Annotated in this window: 15 protein-coding genes and 3 pseudogenes; 5 read left to right on the forward strand and 13 right to left on the reverse strand. The window is 35.9% G+C overall.

All coding sequences use genetic code 11. From position 1 onward, the window contains the following. Positions 1-131 precede the first annotated feature (131 nt). The 5 genes and pseudogenes from JCM1039_RS04995 to JCM1039_RS05020 all read right to left on the reverse strand — a co-directional run bounded on the left by JCM1039_RS04995 (position 132) and on the right by JCM1039_RS05020 (position 4,922). Positions 132-1,283, reverse strand: coding sequence for a cysteine desulfurase family protein (locus JCM1039_RS04995; RefSeq protein ID WP_025014893.1), 1,152 nt, complete (start codon positions 1,281-1,283; stop codon positions 132-134). Between the two features lie 111 nt (positions 1,284-1,394). Continuing rightward, the gene (gene citX / locus JCM1039_RS05000) at positions 1,395-1,931 is read right to left on the reverse strand and encodes a citrate lyase holo-[acyl-carrier protein] synthase (protein WP_025014894.1); all 537 of its coding nucleotides are present in this window, start codon (positions 1,929-1,931) and stop codon (positions 1,395-1,397) included. A 13-nt stretch (positions 1,932-1,944) separates the two neighbouring features. Further along, positions 1,945-2,918, reverse strand: a pseudogene (locus JCM1039_RS12920) (amino acid kinase family protein). Positions 2,919-2,929: 11 nt separating this feature from the next. Then, positions 2,930-3,994, reverse strand: a pseudogene (locus JCM1039_RS10780) (arginine deiminase). Positions 3,995-4,070: 76 nt separating this feature from the next. Next, positions 4,071-4,922: a LysR family transcriptional regulator gene (locus JCM1039_RS05020; RefSeq protein WP_025014897.1), complete on the reverse strand. Its 852-nt coding sequence runs from the start codon at positions 4,920-4,922 to the stop codon at positions 4,071-4,073. A gap of 128 nt (positions 4,923-5,050) precedes the next feature. Here JCM1039_RS05020 and JCM1039_RS05025 point away from each other — a divergent pair, with 128 nt between their 5' ends. Next, a complete protein-coding gene (locus JCM1039_RS05025; protein WP_025014898.1) occupies positions 5,051-7,324 on the forward strand; it encodes an HAD-IC family P-type ATPase in 2,274 nt (757 codons plus the stop codon). A 62-nt stretch (positions 7,325-7,386) separates the two neighbouring features. Here the strand turns inward: JCM1039_RS05025 and JCM1039_RS05030 are convergent, their stop codons facing one another. Beyond that, positions 7,387-7,884, reverse strand: a complete 498-nt coding sequence (locus JCM1039_RS05030) for an SLAP domain-containing protein (protein WP_025014899.1) — start codon at positions 7,882-7,884, stop codon at positions 7,387-7,389. 134 nt (positions 7,885-8,018) lie between these two features. On the opposite strand from JCM1039_RS05030, the gene cls reads away from it, so the two are divergent. The 4 genes and pseudogenes from cls to JCM1039_RS05050 all read left to right on the forward strand — a co-directional run bounded on the left by cls (position 8,019) and on the right by JCM1039_RS05050 (position 12,563). After that, positions 8,019-9,509, forward strand: a complete 1,491-nt coding sequence (gene cls, locus JCM1039_RS05035; protein ID WP_025014900.1) for a cardiolipin synthase — start codon at positions 8,019-8,021, stop codon at positions 9,507-9,509. A gap of 145 nt (positions 9,510-9,654) precedes the next feature. Continuing rightward, positions 9,655-10,382, forward strand: a pseudogene (locus JCM1039_RS10785) (homoserine O-acetyltransferase/O-succinyltransferase family protein). An 18-nt stretch (positions 10,383-10,400) separates the two neighbouring features. Beyond that, entirely contained in the window at positions 10,401-11,324 is a 924-nt protein-coding gene (cysK, locus tag JCM1039_RS05045; protein WP_034533013.1) for a cysteine synthase A, read from the forward strand. 147 nt (positions 11,325-11,471) lie between these two features. Beyond that, the gene (locus tag JCM1039_RS05050; RefSeq protein ID WP_025014902.1) at positions 11,472-12,563 is read left to right on the forward strand and encodes a DUF871 domain-containing protein; all 1,092 of its coding nucleotides are present in this window, start codon (positions 11,472-11,474) and stop codon (positions 12,561-12,563) included. A gap of 415 nt (positions 12,564-12,978) precedes the next feature. Here the strand turns inward: JCM1039_RS05050 and JCM1039_RS05055 are convergent, their stop codons facing one another. From JCM1039_RS05055 to JCM1039_RS05085, 7 genes are all read right to left on the reverse strand, one after another. Then, on the reverse strand, positions 12,979-13,425 hold the full coding sequence (locus tag JCM1039_RS05055; protein ID WP_025014903.1) for a GNAT family N-acetyltransferase: 447 nt from the start codon (positions 13,423-13,425) through the stop codon (positions 12,979-12,981). 83 nt (positions 13,426-13,508) lie between these two features. Then, complete coding sequence (locus JCM1039_RS05060; protein WP_025014904.1) at positions 13,509-14,036, reverse strand: adenine phosphoribosyltransferase; 528 nt, start codon at positions 14,034-14,036, stop codon at positions 13,509-13,511. Positions 14,037-14,140: 104 nt separating this feature from the next. Next, positions 14,141-16,414, reverse strand: coding sequence for a single-stranded-DNA-specific exonuclease RecJ (gene recJ, locus JCM1039_RS05065; protein ID WP_025014905.1), 2,274 nt, complete (start codon positions 16,412-16,414; stop codon positions 14,141-14,143). Between the two features lie 109 nt (positions 16,415-16,523). Beyond that, positions 16,524-17,213 (reverse strand): class A sortase, encoded by a 690-nt coding sequence (locus tag JCM1039_RS05070; protein ID WP_025014906.1) that lies wholly within the window; start codon positions 17,211-17,213, stop codon positions 16,524-16,526. Between the two features lie 523 nt (positions 17,214-17,736). Next, on the reverse strand, positions 17,737-18,627 hold the full coding sequence (locus JCM1039_RS05075; RefSeq protein WP_025014907.1) for a GH25 family lysozyme: 891 nt from the start codon (positions 18,625-18,627) through the stop codon (positions 17,737-17,739). Continuing rightward, positions 18,617-19,084, reverse strand: a complete 468-nt coding sequence (locus JCM1039_RS05080; protein WP_025014908.1) for a hypothetical protein — start codon at positions 19,082-19,084, stop codon at positions 18,617-18,619. The genes JCM1039_RS05075 and JCM1039_RS05080 overlap by 11 nt, the downstream gene beginning before the upstream one ends. Then, entirely contained in the window at positions 19,074-19,349 is a 276-nt protein-coding gene (locus tag JCM1039_RS05085) for a hypothetical protein (RefSeq protein WP_025014909.1), read from the reverse strand. The genes JCM1039_RS05080 and JCM1039_RS05085 overlap by 11 nt, the downstream gene beginning before the upstream one ends.

Genomic DNA, 19,349 nt, shown 5'->3' on the forward strand with positions numbered 1-19,349 from the left:
CCTATAAAACATATATATCTATAATTCTTTCTATCATTTATTTTAAATCATTTTTATCCATTTTATTCAAATTAAAGCAATTTTTTCACAAACAAAAAGATTGACTATCAAATTAATAGCCAATCTTCTTTTTACTTATTTAAACGCTTAATAATTTTAGTTAAAGTATCAACTACTGATCTTACCTCTTCAATAGTATTTTCAATGCTAAAGCTAAATCTTAAAGATTCCCATACTCGTGGACTATCCTTGCCATACATAGCTATTAACACATGTGAAGGATCGAGCGATCCAGCAGTACATGCAGATCCTGCTGCTCCTACTACTCCAGCTAAGTCCAAATTTGTTACCAAAACATCGTTGCGGATTCCCTTGAACCAAATACTAATTACTTGAGGAGCCATTTGATCTTCGATATTACCATTTACTTCAATATCAATACCATTCTTTTTAAGTCCGCCGACCAAAGTATGTTTAAAGTTAAAGTAGCGTTCCTCATTTGCTAAAATTGCCTTATTAGAGTGAATTTCAACAGCTTTGGCAAAGCCCGCAATTGCTGGAACATTTTCTGTCCCTGGACGTCGCTTTAATTCTTGATCTCCACCCAGCATAAATGGTGGCAAATCAATTCCATCACGTTCATACAGAAATCCAATTAGCTTAGGACCATTTAATTTATGAGCTGAAGTTGATAAAAGATCGATCTTCATATCTTTGACATCAATTGGAACTTCACCATAAGCCTGAACTGCATCAGTATGGAACCATGCATTGGTTGGAGCTACAATTTCACCAATTTCTTTGATTGGAGCTAGGCTTCCTACTTCGTTGTTAACCATCATAATAGTTACCAAAATGGTATCTGGACGAATTGCATTTCTTAAATCATCCAAATTAATTTGTCCGTTTTCATCGACGTCCAAATAAGTTACCTCAAAGCCCATTTTTTCAAGACGAGCAAGTGGACGTAAGACTGCTTCATGTTCAAATTTAGTAGAAATAATATGCTTACCTTCATTTTGACGAGCTAAGGCTGTTTGAATAATGGCAGTGTTGTCACTCTCAGTACCACCACTAGTAAAAATGATTTCCTTATCATCTGCATTGATTGACTGAGCTATGACGTGACGACTGTTTTCTAAGACGCGTTTGGCCTCGCGACCATAGTAGTTGGTTGCTGAAGCATTACCGAATACATTGGTCATTGCATCAGTCATAGTCTTAATAACCTCAGGTGCCATTGGACTGGTACCAGCATTATCCATGTAAATTTTGTTATTCATCTTTTCACTTCTCACTTAAACCTTATTTCATAGATATTGATAGTATATTACTAAAAGTAAGTGAGCTCAAATAAAAATAATCACTCATCTGCTGTTGAGTGATTATTTGATTTATTTTACGTTTTTTGTATATAGCTTAGAAATATAATTTTGCATTTCTACAACAGAATGTCTTCTGGAGCGAGCACATTCTTTTGCTGGACGATTGCAAATAAAACATTTACGTGGTTGCTTTCCTAAATCTCTTCGAGAAATAGCCGCGTTTTTATCTTTGACTAAAACATCTGCATCAAATAAGCGACCAAGTTCTGTTTGATCTTCAAAATCGATCGTCGTTTTCTTTACTGTTTTAATTGGTAAATCTAAAATATAGAAATTCTCGCATCCCGTATCTTCATCCAAAGATACGACCAATTTATAAGAATAACCTAGTTTATCCCAGCTATTTTCTAATTCTTTAATACCATAATTAAACAGTTTTTCTAAGTAGCGATTGTTCTTAATTGGGCCTGGAATATTCAGATTAACATCAACCAATGTCTGATCAGGATATTTTTCAAAAATCTTTTGCTGCAAAACTACACGTTTATCTTTAGCTTTAAGAACCTGAGCTATATTCTGCTCTTTTCCCTCATTAAAAATATTCATTTTATCACCGCAATTAATTATAAACGATCGTTCCTACTCCGTCGTTTAATTTAGCAGCATTTTTTAAAGAGGTGATAATTGTAGAATTGCCTGTCTTTTCCGTAAATTCAATTGCAGCTTCGATTTTCGGCTTCATGCTTCCTTCGACAAAATGACCTTCATTTAGATATTGCTTTAACTGATCAACTGTAACTTTAACAATAGTTTGTTGATCTTCTTTTCGATAATTCAAGTAAGCATTATCAACAGTTGTTAAAATAACCAACTCATCGGCATTAATATCTTCCGCCATTTTGACAGCGCTAAAGTCTTTATCTATTCAGCCACACCTTTCAAGCAACCATGATCAACAATAACCGGAATGCCACCACCTACAGCAATTGCCTGAACGTCTGGGTGAGTGAACAAAGGCTTAGGTGTAACAATATGAATGTTAACGCCTAACATGCTACCAGCAACTAATAAGCTGTCTGCAACGTTGTCACGACCATCACCACCATAAGCCAAGGTAATGCCCCTTAAATGACCAAACTTTTCTTTAATAGTCATAAAGTCAGCGAGCATTTGCGTTGGGTGCCACTTATCAGTTAAGCCATTCCAAACTGGGACACCAGAATATTTAGCTAAATCTTCAACATCTTTCTGAGCAAAACCACGGTATTCAATACCATCAAACATACTGCCTAAAACTTTGGCAGTGTCTTTAATACTCTCCTTTTTACCTAAGTGGATCTCACCTGCACCCATATATTCTGGGTTAGTACCTAAATCATTGCAGGCAACGACAAAGGCTGAACGAGTTCTAGTTGATGATTTTTTGAATAAAAGCGCAATATTCTTACCTTTTAAATATTCATGTGGAATATGCTCTTTCTTTAATTCCTTTAAGTGAAGTGCAAAATCAATTAAATAGTCAATCTCTGCAGGAGTATAATCCTTACAATCTAAAAAGCTTCTACCTTGAAACACATTTTGTAAGTATTTCATTTTTTGGCCTCTTATAAATCTTCACGAACTAATGGACATGACATACATCTTGGAGCGTCGATTGGATCGGCACCACCGGTTGGGATTAAATCGATCTCAGATAAGTGCAAATATTCTTTTAATACTTCAACTAAATCATTCTTTGTTTTGATCTTCACATCTCCATTTTTATCTGGCTGAAGCACATAGATATCGATTTTACCTGATTTAGAAAGAATGAAGGGATGCACCGTGAACTGATCGTAATTGATCATTGTAAATACAGTATCTAGGTGCATCATGGCATGATTGTGTGGAATTCTAATTGCTAAAATCGTGTCAAAACTAGAGTGACCAAATAAAGCGTGAGCTAAATCAGTAATAGCAGCTGCGGAAGTTCTTTGCTAAATTCCAATAGCTAGGACATGTTTGTTTAAAACTAATTCATCCCCGCCTTCGATTCGACCATGGTGATAACGATCACGCCAAACAGGAATATCTTGATCCTCAAAGTCCGGATGATGTTTCAAGATCGTTTTCATAAATAAGGATTCACGCCTTCTTGCTCTAAAAGTCATACGGTTAATCGTCATACCATTACCAATTGCCGCTTGTTGATCACGAGTAAAGTAAACATTAGGCATTGGATCCAAATAATAATCTGGATCTTCGGCTAAATCAGCTAACGATGGTTCCGCATTCTTGATCTCACTCTTTTTAATACCAGCAATTATTTGCTTCACCATCTCTGTTGGTTTCATTGCAAGTAAATAATCCATCAGTAGTTGATGCAAAGGATCATTTTTCTTAATGCCAGATTCTTCTAATAATTGATCAATAAAAGAAGTTCTCGTTTTTGACGATTCTAACGACTCTGCCAGCAAATTTTCCAAATAAACAACATGAATGCCTTGCTTTTGCAAAGTTTTAGCAAAATAATCGTGCTCTTTTTGTGCAATTTTCAAGTAAGGGATGTCGTCAATTAGCATCCGATTCAAGATCTCCAGTGAAAGATTTTCGAGTTCTTTACCAGGTCGATGAAGCATAACTGTTTTCAACTTACCAATTTCTGAATAAACATGAATTGGACTAGTCATTTAACCACCCTCTCACCATAATCAATGTATTCGCTTACACTTGTTATGGCTCAATTGGCTATAAGTTACAAACCTATTAGCTTAGTGAGTCGATAATTTTTTTCATCAAAGGTGTAACTTGTCTGTCTTTACGCCACACGAGCTGTAAATGCGTTACCCAATTAGCATGTTTGATTGGAATCATATTGTCCTTAGCATAAGTTGAAGCAATTGATTCTGGTACAAGTGCTAACCCCATCTTTCTTTTAGCCCAAGTAATTGCCGTTCGCGAATCATCACATTTAACTGCATAAAAAGGTGTAATTCCATGATGAGCAAAAGTTTGATCAAAGATACCTTCAAAACGGTGATAAATAATCAAAGGTTGGTTGGCCAAATCTTTAATTCGCAATTCTTTTTTATCTTTAAATTTTGAATCAACAGTTACCGCCATCATCTTCTCGGTAGTTAAATTACGTGCATTTAGGCCATTACGATTATATGGGGTTCGTACTATTCCCAAATCGATTGTTTTCTTTTCTAATTTATCAAGAATACCAAAAGTATTGGCCTCATAAATATCAAAACTAATTTCTGGATAAAAACGTGTTAATTCTTTAAACGAATCCATTGGAATAAGTCCAGTTGATGAAGAGGCCATTCCAATTGCAATGGTTCCTAATTCACCAGAAATGGTCTTTTGCACCTGATTTTCTGCATTATGAGCCAGTGATAAAATTTCACTAGCATATCCTTGCAAGATTTGTCCTGCATCTGTTAATTCAATGCCGTGGGCTGTTCTTTTAAAAAGCTGTGCACCTAATTCTTTTTCTAGTTGCTTTAATTGATAACTAAGTGGCGGTTGTGCAATGTACAATCTTTTAGCAGCAGAAGTTATTTGCTTTTCTTCAGCTACTACTAAAAAATAATGTAATTGTTTAAGATTCATAATCTATCCCTTTTATTTCAGTAAATTCAGATATTAAATTTTTTAATATCATATATTATATTTTAGTATTTTAATCCGGGCAATTTATGTGCTAATTTAATAAGGTAGATTTGGAGGGAATTAAATAAATGTCTGAAAATTTTCATGGCTTAACTCAAGCCGAAGCAGACAAACGACTTAAAGAAGATGGCTTAAACGAAGTACCTGAGCCTGAATATAATTTCTTTAAGGAATTTTTGTCTAAGTTATGGAATCTTTCTGCTTGGATTCTAGAAGGTGCATTAATTCTTGAATGTATCTTAGGCAAGTGGGTTCAATCATTATTTGTGTTGTTAATGTTGCTCTTTGCGGCCTTTAATGGTGCTTCAAAGAAGAAACAATCTAGACGTGTTTTAAACAACATCTCACATAAATTAACGCCAACCGTTGCTGTTGAAAGAGACGGTAAATGGATCAAGATCGATTCTAAGCAATTGGTCAAAGGCGATTTAATTTCATTGCAACGTGGTGATGTGCTAGCAGCTGATGTCAAAATCGTTTCTGGTACTTTAGCTTGCGACGAAAGTTCAATCACTGGTGAATCAAAGCCAGTTAAAAAGAATGTCGATGACACTGCCTATGCTGGTACTACTGTAGTTGAAGGTGACGGCTTAGCAATTGTTACTGCGACTGGTAAACACTCAAGAAGTGGTAAGACTATTAACTTGATTAACAATTCTGCTGCTCCTGGTCACTTGCAACAATTGCTAACTAAGATTATCTACTACCTTTGCTTATTAGATGGTGTTCTTACTTTAGTAATCATCATTGCTTCATTCTTCAAGGGTGGTAATTTCAATACCTTTATTAACATGTTGCCATTCCTTGCCATGATGTTCATTGCTTCAATTCCTGTGGCAATGCCATCAACTTTTGCTTTGTCTAACTCATTTGAAGCAACTCGTTTAAGTAAAGAAGGCGTTTTGACTTCTGACTTAACTGGTATCCAAGATGCCGCCAACTTAAACTTGCTGTTACTTGATAAAACTGGAACAATTACCGAAAACAAGACTGCTGTAGCTAGTTGGACCAAATTTGGTAACTTATCCGACAAGGATGTATTAGCTTTGGCTGGCGCAGCTACTGACAAGCGTAATGCTGGTATCATTGACACTGCTATTGATGAATACTTGAAGGAAAATGGCATCCCTGCAGCTGAAGCCACTAAGTTTGTTCCATTTACTTCTGACACTGGTTACTCAATGGCTGAAGCTGATGGCCATAATATTAAACTGGGTTCATTTAAGCAGTTGTCATTAATCGACAAAAATGTCAACGAAGAAGTAAAGGATATTAACTTCAAAGCTGGTCGTTCAGTTGCTGTTTTAATCGACGATAAATTGGCCGGTGTCTTCATCTTACAAGATAAAGTTAGAAAAGACTCTAAGGCTGCCTTAGCTGAATTAAAGAAGCGTGGCGTTCGTCCTATCATGTTAACTGGGGACAACCAAAAAACTGCTGCAGCCGTAGCTGAACAAGTTGATTTAACCGGTGAAGTTATTTCTATTCATGACTTTAACGATAATACAAACATCGATAACTTAGCTGGTATCGCTGATGTTTTACCAGAAGATAAGTTAAACATGGTTAAGTTCTTCCAAAAGAAGGGCTACATCGTTGGTATGACCGGTGACGGTGTTAACGACTCACCTGCTTTGAAGCAAGCCGAAGTTGGTATCGCTGTTTCAAACGCTGCCGACGTTGCTAAGCGTTCAGGTAAGATGGTTCTCTTAGATGATGGTTTAAGCTCAATCGTTAAAATTTTGGACGCTGGTCACCGTGTATATCAAAGAATGACTACCTGGTCATTGACTAAGCTTGCTAGAACTGCAGAATTAACTATGCTTTTGACATTCGGCTACTTGTTCTTCAACTACATTCCAATGGCTTTGAATGCGATGGTTATCTACACTATCATGAACAACATGGTTACTATGATGATTGGTACTGATAGAACCCATATCACTTACAAGCCAGAAAACTGGAATATGGCAAAATTGGCTAAGATTGCCTTCTCACTTGCCGCAGGTTGGACCGTGATCGGCTTTATCTTTGTCTGGTACTTAAACACTCATGGCTGGAGTCATGGTACTATCTCAACGATGGTCTACGTTTACTTAGTATTAAGTGCAATGCTCATTGTATTAATTACTAGAACTCGTAAGTACTTCTGGCAAGATTACCCATCTAAATTAGTTGGTATCGTTCAAATTGCAGACGTAGTTTTAACCTTTATCTTGGCTCTCTGCGGTTTAGCAATGGTACAAATTAGCTGGCAAAACTTATTAATCACAGTAGTCGTTGCAGTAATTGCGGCGGTATTAATTGATTTGGTTTACCAACCGGTAATGAAAAATAGATAATTTAACCAGAATAAAAAAGAAGTGATGATAATCATCACTTCTTTTTGTTTTGCCTTGATTATTTAGTTATTAATCATAATAGTTAAAACATTAAATGCCTTAACGTATTCACCATCACCAATTTGAATAAATGGCTTTTCATTAATTTCCTTATGACCTAAATAGTCTACTTTGGTACCACGCTTGACAAACTTGCCTGGAATTTTTTCACCATTTTCATCATAGATATATGAAGTCTTCTTGATGATGTTTTCTACTCGAGCAGACTTAACATATGGTAAAAATGCTTCTTGTTTTACGAACCTGTTCTTGCCAATCTTAACGTAAGTGTCGCCGTTGATTACTTTGATAACGTGGATCTTGCACATGTTACCCTTCTTTAAACGACCCACTCTAACACCGCGCTTGTTGTAAACATATGTACTTCTAGTTAAATTTAATTTCTTACCTGTTTGAATTGGATCAGCAATTGTTGCATTAACTGGTTGCACGTTACTTGCCGCACCTAATCCTAGTGCCATCAATGCCAACCCAGCAAGATAAACTATTCTCTTTCTCATCGTTCTCTACCCCCGTTTAATCCGTTTTTTGCTTTCACTTTTATTTTATCAGAGATCAATAAATTTAAACTATTTTTTGAATTAAATCTGCTAAAATTATTAATTGAAACTATTCAAAGGGGGAGCACAAAATAATGATTTTAACATGGGACATTATAAGGCGAACGTTAGAAGTTCTCTGGATAATCAACGTCATCTTCGCCGTATGGACAGTCTTCAGAAGTCGTCGAAGCGTAGTTTCAACTTGGGCTTGGATGCTCGTTTTGACAATTCTACCTGGTATTGGTTTTATTCTTTACCTATTCTTTGGACGCCAATTATCACAAGATGAAATTTTTGCCATTCAAGAAGAACAAAAAGAAACACGAAATCATTATTTAAATCAGCAAAAGAAAATGCTAGAAGAATATGATCTTTTGCCTAGAAAAGAACGTGTACCGCGAGCTAGAATGCTAACCGAGCTGAACTTAAACAATGACGATGCCATCTTAACTTTTGCCAACCACGTTAAGGTTTACATTGATGGACCTGAACTTTTTGACCAAATGATTGAAGACATCAAAAATGCTAAAGAGTCTGTCAGTTTAGAATTTTATACTTTCTACGCAGATAAATTGGGACATCGCGTTTTAGCCGCTCTTGAACAGGCAGCTAAAAATGGTGCCAAAGTTCGAGTAGTATATGATACTTCAGGTTCACGCGGTACTAAGCCAGCCTTTTTTGATCACTTAAGAGAATTGGGTGGTCAAGCCCAGCCATTTATTTCTACTTCAAAAAAATACTGGTTTACTACTCCTCGTTTGAACTATCACCTTCACCGCAAATTAGTAGTTGTTGACCATAAGATCGGCTACATTGGTGGTTTTAATATCGGTGATCAATACGTTAACCAATCTAAGAAATTTGGTCACTGGCGTGATACTCACCTTCGTGTTGTGGGCCAATCTCCTATCTTGATGGAAGTTCGTTTTGCAATGGATTGGAACACTTCAACTAGAAGAACTAATTTACCTAAATTCGAACTAAGCGAGCTTAGAGACTTCACCATTGATCGAAAAGACTTTGATAAAGATGATAACGTAGCTATGCAGATTGTTTCATCCGGACCTGATAATCAACGTTATGGTATTCGCCGTGGCTATGAAGGAATAATTGCTGGAGCAAAAGAATACGTTTATATTCAAACTCCTTATCTTATCCCAGAAGACTCAATTTTAGAATCACTAATTATTGCCGCAAAAAGTGGCGTTGATGTAAGAATCATGATTCCATGCATGCCCGATCACCCATTTGTTTATCGCGCAACCGAGTATTATGCCAAATATTTAGTTGCACACGGCGTTAAAGTTTACAAGTACAACGATGGCTTTATCCATGCAAAAACTATGGTTAGTGGCTCAAATATTTCTTCTGTTGGTTCTGCCAACCAAGATTTCCGTAGTTATACTTTGAACTTCGAAGTTAATTCATTTAACTACAATCCAGCCTTAACAAAAGAATTAAAAGAGATTTTTGAAAAAGATCTAGAGCAATGTACTCTTTTAACTAATGACTATTTTGCTAAACAATCATCTTGGTTAAAGTTTAAACAATACTTCTCCAGATTACTTTCACCAATCTTTTAAAACGATTTTGAAACTGACAAAAATTTGTCAGTTTTTCTTTTACTTTTTGCTTTACTTATTTTTTATAAGTTGTATAGTTGACTTAACTTTTAATAAGTAAGGAAGTTAAAACTTGGTTAAGGTAAAAATAGGCATACTTAATTTGATGCATGATAAGATAGATACACAAAAACGTTTCTATAAAGTTTTGCCCAACGCAGAGTTAACGTTTTTATATCCACGCTCTCATTATCAAAATCGACCTGTTCCTGCTGAGGTAGCCGCAACTTCAGAGCCACTAGATATTTCACGAATCAATGAATTTGATGGCTTCATTATTACGGGTGCCCCAATCGATCATCTTGCCTTTAAAGATGTTTACTTCAAAAATTAGACAGACAAAGAAAGCAGCAATTGTACTTCTGTTGGGGTGCAATTGCTGCTATGAACTACTTTTATGGCATTAAGAAGAGAATTTTAGCAGAAAAGATTTTTGGCATCTTTCCTCATTTAATAATCGAACCACATCCCTTATTAAATGGGCTTAGCCAAGGATTTATCGCTCCACATGCTCGCTATGCAGAAATGGATAAAGAACGGATCATGCAAGATCCACGCTTAGTCATCAACTCTGTGGATGATAATGGTCACCTGTTCATGGTTTCATCAAAAGAAAAGCCTGAACAAAACTTTATCTTTTCTCATATCGAGTATGGTAGAAATGGCTTAAGGGACGAATACCGAAGAGTAATTGCGGCACATCCTGATCATCATTATAAAAAGCCAGAAAATTATTCAATGACTTCTCCACTCTTCCAGTGGAAAGATACACAAAAGACATTTTTTAACAATTGGCTTAAACAAGTTGAAAAAAGCAAATTAGTTTTAAATTAAGAGGAAAAAAAGAGTACAATTTATAATTCAGTTACAGAATTGATTGGTAACACACCATTATTGAAGTTGAATCGCGTTGTTCTGGAAGATGCAGTCGATGTTTACGTAAAGCTTGAATTTGAAAACCCAGCAGGTTCAATCAAGGACCGTATTGCCTTAGCAATGGTTGAAAAGTCAGAACGTGATGGCAACTTGAAGCCAGGCGGCACTATTATCGAACCAACTTCAGGTAACACCGGTATCGGTTTAGCAATGGTTGCAGCAGCAAAGGGCTACCACATTATCATTGTTATGCCAGAAACTATGAGTGTAGAACGTCGTAAGTTAATGAAGGGCTACGGTGCTGAACTTATTTTGACACCAGGCTCTGAAGGCATGAAAGGTTTAATTGCCAAGGCTAAAGAATTAGTTAAGGAAAAGGGTTACTACATGCCAATGCAATTCGATAACCCTGAGAACCCTAATATTCATGAATCAACTACTGGTCCAGAAATCATCGCCGCAATGAATGGTATTGGCAAATCTGTCGACGCCTTCGTTGTCGGTGTTGGTACTGGTGGTACTCTTTCAGGTATTGGTCGTGCTTTGAAGAAGGAAGATCCTAACACTAAGGTTTATGCATTGGAACCTAGTGAAGCTCCTTTATTAAAGGAAGGTAAGACTGGTAAGCACGGTATTCAAGGTATTGCTGCAGGCTTTATTCCAAACAACTTGGACAAGAACGTTTACGATGGCATTGTTGAAGTTTCAACTGATGAAGCAATGGACACCGCTTGTGAAGTTGCTAAGAACGAAGGCTTCTCACCTGGCATCTCTGCTGGTGCCAACATTCATGGTGCTATTGAATTAGTTAAGAAGCTTGGCAAGGGCCACACTGTTGTAACTGTAAGTCCGGATGGCGGTGACCGTTACCTTTCAACTGCTTTGTTTAATGAAGAATAAAATTCCCAAAAATTACTGAAATCATTTCATTATGGATGGATCTTTATGATTCATCCTTTTCTTTTGCATAGATTATTGGGCTAGACCTTTTTACTGTAATCAATTATAATTGGTATAGACACATATTAACGGAAATAGGTATTTAAAATGACAATGAGGTCCTTAGGTCTATCCATTTATCCAGATCACAGTAGCTTCGAAGATAATGCCAAATACTTAGAACTTGGTCATAAATATGGTTTCTCACGTATTTTTATGAGTATGCTTGAAGTACAAGGTAGCCCGGCAGAAACTCAAGCTAAGTATAAGAAAATCATTGAATATGGAAATAAACTTGGTTATCAAACTTTCCTTGATGTTTCTCCTCAATTATTTGATCAACTTGGTATCGACTACTCCGACTTAAAATTCTTTGCAGAAGCTGGCGCGGCTGGAATTCGATTAGACCAAGCATTTGACGGTGCAACTGAAGCCATGCTCTCCTACAATTCATACGGCTTGATCATCGAATTAAACATGAGTAATAATGTTGACTACTTAAATAACATTATTTCTTACCAGGCAAATACACCTTTCATCTATGGCTGCCACAACTTCTATCCTCAACGTGGTACCGCTCTTCCTTACGATTTCTTTATCGAATGTAGTGAACGATTCAAGAAATTTGGTATTCACACTGCAGCGTTTGTTTCTAGTCAAGTAGGAAAAATTGGCCCATGGAACGTTGAGGATGGTTTGCCAACTCTTGAACAAGATCGTGACTTGCCTATTGATGTTCAAGCAATGCATCTTTTTGCCTCTGGTTTAATTGATGATGTAATTATCGGTAATGCTTATGCTAGTGAAGAAGAATTAAAGGCTTTATCGCAAGTAAATCGTTATCAATTAATGCTTCATGTTGACTACGTAAAGCAAATTAGTGATATTGAAAAAACGATCGTTGAAAAGCCACAGCATTTCCGTCGTGGTGATATGAATGAAATCGTAATTCGTTCAACCATGCCTCGTGTAACTTATAAGAATATTCCTAACCCACTTCACGATAATAGTGAAGAATTTCAACGTGGTGATGTTTTAATTGGTAATGACAATTTTGGCATCTACAAGAATGAGTTGCAAATTGTACTAAAACCACATAAGGAACCTAGAAAGAATAAAATTGGTAGAATTGCTAAGGATGAATTGTTCTTACTCGATTTCATTAAACCATGGACTAAATTTAAGTTAACCAGTAAATAAGTCAAAATAAATACCCCTGAAAGAAATTTCCTTCGGGGGTATTATTTTATTTCTGTTGATTTCACGCTATTATTAAGCGTTATACTCATTAGTATAACTATCTTTAATTACTAGTGCAACACATAATGATATTTATTTTACTTGTATTTATTAGTCCTTTTCAAAAACAATCCTGCACTTACATATAAAGCGACAAAACATAGTAAGCTAATGATCCAATTTGGAAAGATTGACGTCATTATTATTGACCTGCCTGTCTCACTATTAGTTACTAGATCAACACCAAAGATAGTTTAAATAATGGGTATATTTAAGTTAAACCACAAATCTAAGGTGAAATAAATCATCATTAAGATCACCCAAATTGCAATGGCTTTGATAGTCCTTTTTATCCAAAAATTCATCTATATCCCCTTTATTCTAGTTCCATCGTGTCTTCTGAAAAAAGAACAGGATATTCATCTGACCACTTCTCAGTTACTGTTTTAATAGTTTTAAAGCCAAATTTTTTATACAAAGACTTTGCCTGTTTATTATTAGTAAATACCTCAAGTTTTATTGGACGTTTCAACTCATTTAGTGCTTTCTCCATTAACATGGTAGCTATCCCTCTACCTTGTTTATCAGGATCAACATAAATAAATTCTATTTTTCCAGGTTTAAAACCAATAAAGCCTACTAATTTTTCATCTTCAAAAGCTAGAAAAATTTTGCAAGACATTAAATAATCCAAATACGGTGTATCCCTAAACGCCACAAAAACTTGCTCTAAATTTTCACTCTTAAGTTCTTGCATTCTAGCTTTATCCATCACCATGCCCAGTTGATCGAAGTATTGCTTTTCATATGCTTTTATTTTCATACTTAACTCATAATTTTACAAGAACAAAATAAAATAAAAAAGACCTAATGCTCACACATTAGGTCTTTCAATTTATTTACTTTTTAAGCACCGTGATATTGTACCAATGAGTAAATATCAACGTCTGGCAACTTTTCTCTACCCTTTAAGTCAGGTAACTCAATATAGAATGCTGCACCTACAAGTTTACCACCAAGGTTTTCAATTAATTCCTTAGAAGCTCTTAAAGTACCAGCAGTAGCCATTAAGTCGTCACATACAACTACTCTTTGGCCTGGCTTAATTGCATCCTTGTGCATTTCCAAGCTGTTTGAACCATATTCCAAGTCGTATGAAGCACGTTCAACTTCTCTAGGCAACTTGTGAGGCTTTCTTGCTGGAACAAAGCCAATACCCAATTCATTTGCTACAGGACAGCCAACGATAAAGCCACGTGCTTCTGGTCCAACGATTACATCTGCATTTTTGCTCTTTGCGTATTCTGCTAATTCATGTGTAGCAGCACGGTATAAATCGCCATCTTGCAAGACTGGTGTAATGTCGCGGAACACAATTCCCTTATTAGGGAAGTCCTTAACGCTTGCAATATACTTACTAAAATCAATTGCCATAAGAAGAAAAACCTCCAAAAATCTTTGCGTTTGTATTCAAACACTTTTAACTTGTATATTTTAACAGATTTTCAGAGTAAAAGCATCAAAATCTTGATATTTATCTAATTATTCATAAAATTATTAACATATGTAATGATTTGCTGAGTTGGCATCGTTCTTAATTGATCAACAAACTTAATCTGAGACTCAGTTGCTCGCAAATACTTGGATGCTGTCAAAGGCTGTTTCTTAGGATTTTGTTTACCTATTAATTTACCATCTTCTAGCTTAACAAAACCTAATTCAAAGAAGACGCGTAAAATGAACAACACGCTATCATAATCCAAACCCAGATATGGTGCTACAGTTCGATAATCGTCTGGACTCAATGTCGGATGCCTATAGATATATTTCAAAACTTTACCAAAATAACTTTTAGCAGGAATTTGCTCTACTGGTAATTGATCAAGTAAAAAGCGTAAATAGATTTGTTGGTAATTCTTTTCTAGCGCTGTATTCAACTCAATTTGATTATGAGGCACATCAAGTAAAGCAACCGTTTCACCAGATTTATCATAATCTTTTACTAAGCTAATCTTATCATCACTGACTTGCAGTCTATTTCTAACAATTGGAATGTTCTTTTTATCAAAAAGCAAATAGCGATCAGCAAAACCCATGACCAGCTTTTCCTGACGTAAGTCAATAACAGTGGTAGGAACAGCTAACTTAGGAGAAGCAAATTCAATTCCTTCAATGATACCTTGGAGCGATACCTTATTACGATAAGTATTGAGTGACAATTGGACAAAGACTTTGGCAATAAACGGCAACAAATTATTATTTAAAAAGTCTTTATTAAAACCGATAACGGCTAAACTTCCTCCCTTTTTGGCAACATTAAACTTAACGTGATTCTTTTCTTTACCGATCTTAAAGAATTGCGTAATTGTTGGGTTGGAGACACTAAAAATTGGTTGTGCATCCCCAGTTCCAAAAGGACCTACTTGATTAATTTGCGCTAAGGCCTGTGGCGATAAACCTTGCAAAGGCAATTCCATGTCATATTCCTTAGTTTCAAGTCCACCTTCAACATGAAAACCACTCTCAAGCTTTTCTCTTAAAGCACTAATTTTGTCTTCTGTCATTGATAAACCACAAGCAAAATCGTGTCCACCAAATTTAGTAAATAATTCTTCCTTTAGCGGATTAAGCGCATCGAATAAATTAAAGCCGGTAATTGATCTACCTGATCCCTTAATTTCGCCAGCATGATTTTTCGTCAAAACAATCGTAGGCTTATGCGTCTTTTCGACGATTTTATTAGCCACTAAACCCAAGACGCCTTCATGAAAATCTGGATCGTATAAAACCAGTGTATTTTGCTTTTGCCAACTATTTTCACGAATTAATGCCATGCATTTGTCGTAAACCTGCGTTGTTAATTCCTTACGCTTATTATTCAAATCTTCAATTTGATCAGCAATTTTTTGCGCTTCAATATCATCATCACTTAGCAACAATTCAACTGCAAGATTAGCATTAGCCAAACGACCTACTGCGTTTAAACGAGGAGCAATATTAAAACCTACGTCAGTTTCATTGATTGACCCCATAGTTAAACCAGCATTTTTAATAAGAGCACGCAACCCTGGGCGTTCAGTTTGATTAAGTACCTCTAAACCTCTTTTAACGATAATATGGCCTTCTCCGGTTACTTTAACCATGTCGCCAATTGTACCAATCATAGCTAAATCAAGTAACTCAGGCATCGTATCTTGCATTAATCCGCGGCAGATTGTATAAGCTACACCTGCGCCGCAATAATCATCAAAAGGATATTTTTGACCAGGATAATTACAGTGAACAATCACATAAGCATCAGGCTTTTGTTCTTGGAAAGTGTGGTGGTCAGTCACGATTGTATCTACACCATGTTCTTTAGCATATTTAACTTCATCAACGCCTGTAACACCATTATCTACAGTAATGATTAGTTTGGTACCATCTGCCACAATATCGTGATAACGGTCAATATTAGGACCATAGCCGTCCTTAAAACGATCAGGAATGAAGTAATGCACATCCGCACCTAAAATGCTCAATGTTTCTGTCATAATCGTTGTGGCAGTAATCCCATCAGCATCATAGTCGCCATAAATCGTAATTTTTTCACCATCATCGATTGCCTGATTGATTCGATCAATGGCTTTTTCCATATCATGCATCAATGCAGGATCAGCTAAGTTTTCTTCAGTCGCATTAAACCAAAAATCAAGTTTTTCATCAGTATCAATACCACGTAAAGCAAAAAGTTTTGCCGCAATTGGACTTAGTTGATATTTTTCTACCAAACTGGAATCTAAATCTTCAGCCGTTCTCTGTTGCCATTTCATTACCGTAAAACACCCTCATCAAAACTAAAAGGCACTCACAAGCGAGTGTCTTTCTTGCAAATCTATTAATAATTTTAACGCAAATACCAAACTGATCAAAGTCAGACAATTATTTCAAATTAAAGACCTTCAAATTATTGTCTGTGGCTTTTTCGGTTTTAATCAAATTGCCGCGGATTGCCCAGCGATTTTTACCCCCATCGGCACAGGTAATCAAAGTAACGATATTTTGTGGGGTATTATTTACTAACCAAACTGCTGAAGGATCAACTATCTTCTTCATATAAATTCGATAAACGTAAACCTTCTTTAAGTTAGTTAAATAAATCAGTTCACCCTTTTTAACATCTTCTAGTGGTGAAAATAGTATGCCTTTAGCGGTCATATAGTGACCAGCAAGAGGATAATTTCCTTTACCCATCACTTGATCAGCACGCATCGTTCCGCCACCAGTCGACATCGCATCATCGGACATCCCCAACATAATAGGTAAATGCATATTCACATCAGGAATTGCCAAAGCACCAATCGCACCTGAAGTCTTACTTATTTGCGACCTCGTGGCTTGACCTATGCCAATTGATTTGACTTTCTTAAAGTCATACATGCCCTTTTTCTTTTGATTTTGCTCAACTTTTTTTCTAGTTAAACCAGTTAGAGCAGTTCGTTGATTGTGGCTAATCATTTGATTGCCAATTGGTTTATTGAAAATCAAAACTACACCAACGATCAATAAAATGACGGCTAAAACTCTGATTACAATTGAACTAACAGAACTTTTTTGTTTATTCTTAGCCATGATTACTTGCCTTTGATATCAATATAAATACCAATTACACTACCTCATAATGATTGATTTATAGCATTTTTTATTTTGAAAAGTCACATTAAGTTACATTAGTTTAGCTAAGTATTCTGTAGATTTTCTGCTAAATGCTATTATCAACCTAAAACGTTAAATCGTTTGTAGCTTTATGCTATGAACGATTTTTCTTTACTATTAAACTAGTTTAACATAAAAAATTCAAAGCATTGTTTCCTAATCAGAAATAATGCTTTTTTATGTTAAAATAAATGTGCCAAAAATTCGAATAACTTATATTTTATGTTAGTAGTTCAAAGCGCCAACTTTGAACTATTTTTTTGTTTTTGAAAGTTAACATTTAAATACAATTAACCACCTAAAATATTTTTAAGCGCCGTAGAATTGCGCTCTCAACAGTATATTTTCGACTAAAAAACAACAAAAAAGCCACCCAGGAGTTTTCCTCCCAGGTGGCTTTCTTGACAGATTTAGAGAGGAGTTTTTCACTTCCTTCTTTTTATCCTTTGCAGAATTTAGCCGGTACCCACTGTTTGTCGGTACCAATTCTGTAGCATTTCATTTTTTTAATTGTTTTTGTTTCCCACACTTTCCAATTAGAATTAGTAGGAATGTATTGTGCCTGATAATGACCGGCACTGTCTAACAATCTTACCATGTATTTTGGATTATTGTTAATCACTGGAATAAATACCTTTTTAGGAATTTTTGCTGCAGTTTTTTCTGCAGGTTTAGGCTTAACCGCTTGATGTTGAGCCTTTTTTTCTGCATGTAAGTCGATTAATGATATATTACCGTCTACATTAAGGCCGTGCCAATTATCAGTAAATTGCCACAATGCTACGCCGTTCATTGATGGAAAGTAATTGAAGTTAGGTTCATCAATTCTACCCGAAGTAGCGTATGATGCTACCCACAAACAAGCACCAAATTTATTAATTACGGCACTCGTTTGAATATTATTACGCATAAGGCTTGCACCGGAATAAAGCAAGCACTTATAGCCAGCTTCTTCAATTATATTCATGAAAGCCAAAATAGCTCTCGTGTTTGATGACCAACCATTAATAACAGTGTTGGTAGAGCTTGCTTCCCAATCTAGGCAAATGTATCTCTTCTTAGAAATATTCAAATGCTTAGCTTCAGCAAGAGCGAATTTTGCTTCTTGTTTTGCTCTAGCAACAGAATTACCAAAGTTAGCAAAGTGGTACATATGGACGTAAAGATGATTGTGATGAGCTGATTTAACTTGGTCTACCGCAATCGGGTTACGATACCAAGTTCCTTCTGTTCCTTTGACAATCACACCTTTAGCACCAGTATTAGCAAATCTAGCAACTGATTTTCCCTGGTAAATTGCTACATCAACTAAATATTCTCTAGTTGCCATTTTGTTCACCCGCAATTAAAGTCTGATCAGTTTTAACTACTCCGCCATTAACAGGCTCGGTTGGCTTTAAAACTTCACCGGCTGGGACGTTTTGAGCAACTTCCGTGTGAATATCCTCATCATCATTTAAACCTGCTTGTGCTTGTTTAAGACGCAAATTAGATAATACTAATTCTCTCAAAGCTTCCAAATCCTTAATTTGCTGATCTGAAATGTTATAGCCTTTATGATTAAGTTCCACTACAGCATCATTAAGAGCACCATTAGCTTTTTGAGGATTATCAAGGTCTTGTTTATCATAATAAGCTACCCACTTTTTCATTGCATTAAGAGCAGCTAAACGATACTTTTCAGCTTTTTGGTTCTTAAAGTGAATGTGCGCCAAAATACTCAAACCAACTAAACAAAAAATCCAAGATAATAAAAATCCTAATTGAATGTAATCACTAACTGACATCTTTGCCTCCATCTTCATTTTTTGGCATTCGCTTAACATACTGATCAATTAAAAACTTTTGTTCATCAATCTTCTGCTGCAAATCCAAATTCTTTTGCTTTAAATCATCTATTACGCCTTCTTGTTTCTCGCATTTTTCCTGATAGTGGTCTCTTTCTTCTTTCAAAGCGTCAAATACCCACTTCCAGATAGCAATTAAGAAGGCCGAAATACTAGCTAAATAAGGCAGTGCCTTAACTAAATCATTAATAAAGCACCACCTCAC

Origin of the sequence: Lactobacillus kitasatonis DSM 16761 = JCM 1039 (genome assembly GCF_000615285.1) — a bacterium.
Taxonomy (GTDB): domain Bacteria; phylum Bacillota; class Bacilli; order Lactobacillales; family Lactobacillaceae; genus Lactobacillus; species Lactobacillus kitasatonis.

Coding starts and splice junctions, on each gene's coding strand:
- recJ (WP_025014905.1), bottom strand. CDS start 16,414: ATGAAATGGCAACAGAGAACGGCTGAAGATTTAGATTCCAGTTTGGTA.
- JCM1039_RS05060 (WP_025014904.1), bottom strand. CDS start 14,036: ATGGCAATTGATTTTAGTAAGTATATTGCAAGCGTTAAGGACTTCCCT.
- citX (WP_025014894.1), bottom strand. CDS start 1,931: ATGAATATTTTTAATGAGGGAAAAGAGCAGAATATAGCTCAGGTTCTT.
- JCM1039_RS05055 (WP_025014903.1), bottom strand. CDS start 13,425: ATGAAAATAAAAGCATATGAAAAGCAATACTTCGATCAACTGGGCATG.
- JCM1039_RS05050 (WP_025014902.1), top strand. CDS start 11,472: ATGACAATGAGGTCCTTAGGTCTATCCATTTATCCAGATCACAGTAGC.
- JCM1039_RS05070 (WP_025014906.1), bottom strand. CDS start 17,213: ATGGCTAAGAATAAACAAAAAAGTTCTGTTAGTTCAATTGTAATCAGA.
- JCM1039_RS05080 (WP_025014908.1), bottom strand. CDS start 19,084: ATGTCAGTTAGTGATTACATTCAATTAGGATTTTTATTATCTTGGATT.
- JCM1039_RS05020 (WP_025014897.1), bottom strand. CDS start 4,922: ATGAATCTTAAACAATTACATTATTTTTTAGTAGTAGCTGAAGAAAAG.
- JCM1039_RS05025 (WP_025014898.1), top strand. CDS start 5,051: ATGTCTGAAAATTTTCATGGCTTAACTCAAGCCGAAGCAGACAAACGA.
- JCM1039_RS04995 (WP_025014893.1), bottom strand. CDS start 1,283: ATGAATAACAAAATTTACATGGATAATGCTGGTACCAGTCCAATGGCA.
- JCM1039_RS05030 (WP_025014899.1), bottom strand. CDS start 7,884: ATGAGAAAGAGAATAGTTTATCTTGCTGGGTTGGCATTGATGGCACTA.
- cls (WP_025014900.1), top strand. CDS start 8,019: ATGATTTTAACATGGGACATTATAAGGCGAACGTTAGAAGTTCTCTGG.
- JCM1039_RS05075 (WP_025014907.1), bottom strand. CDS start 18,627: ATGGCAACTAGAGAATATTTAGTTGATGTAGCAATTTACCAGGGAAAA.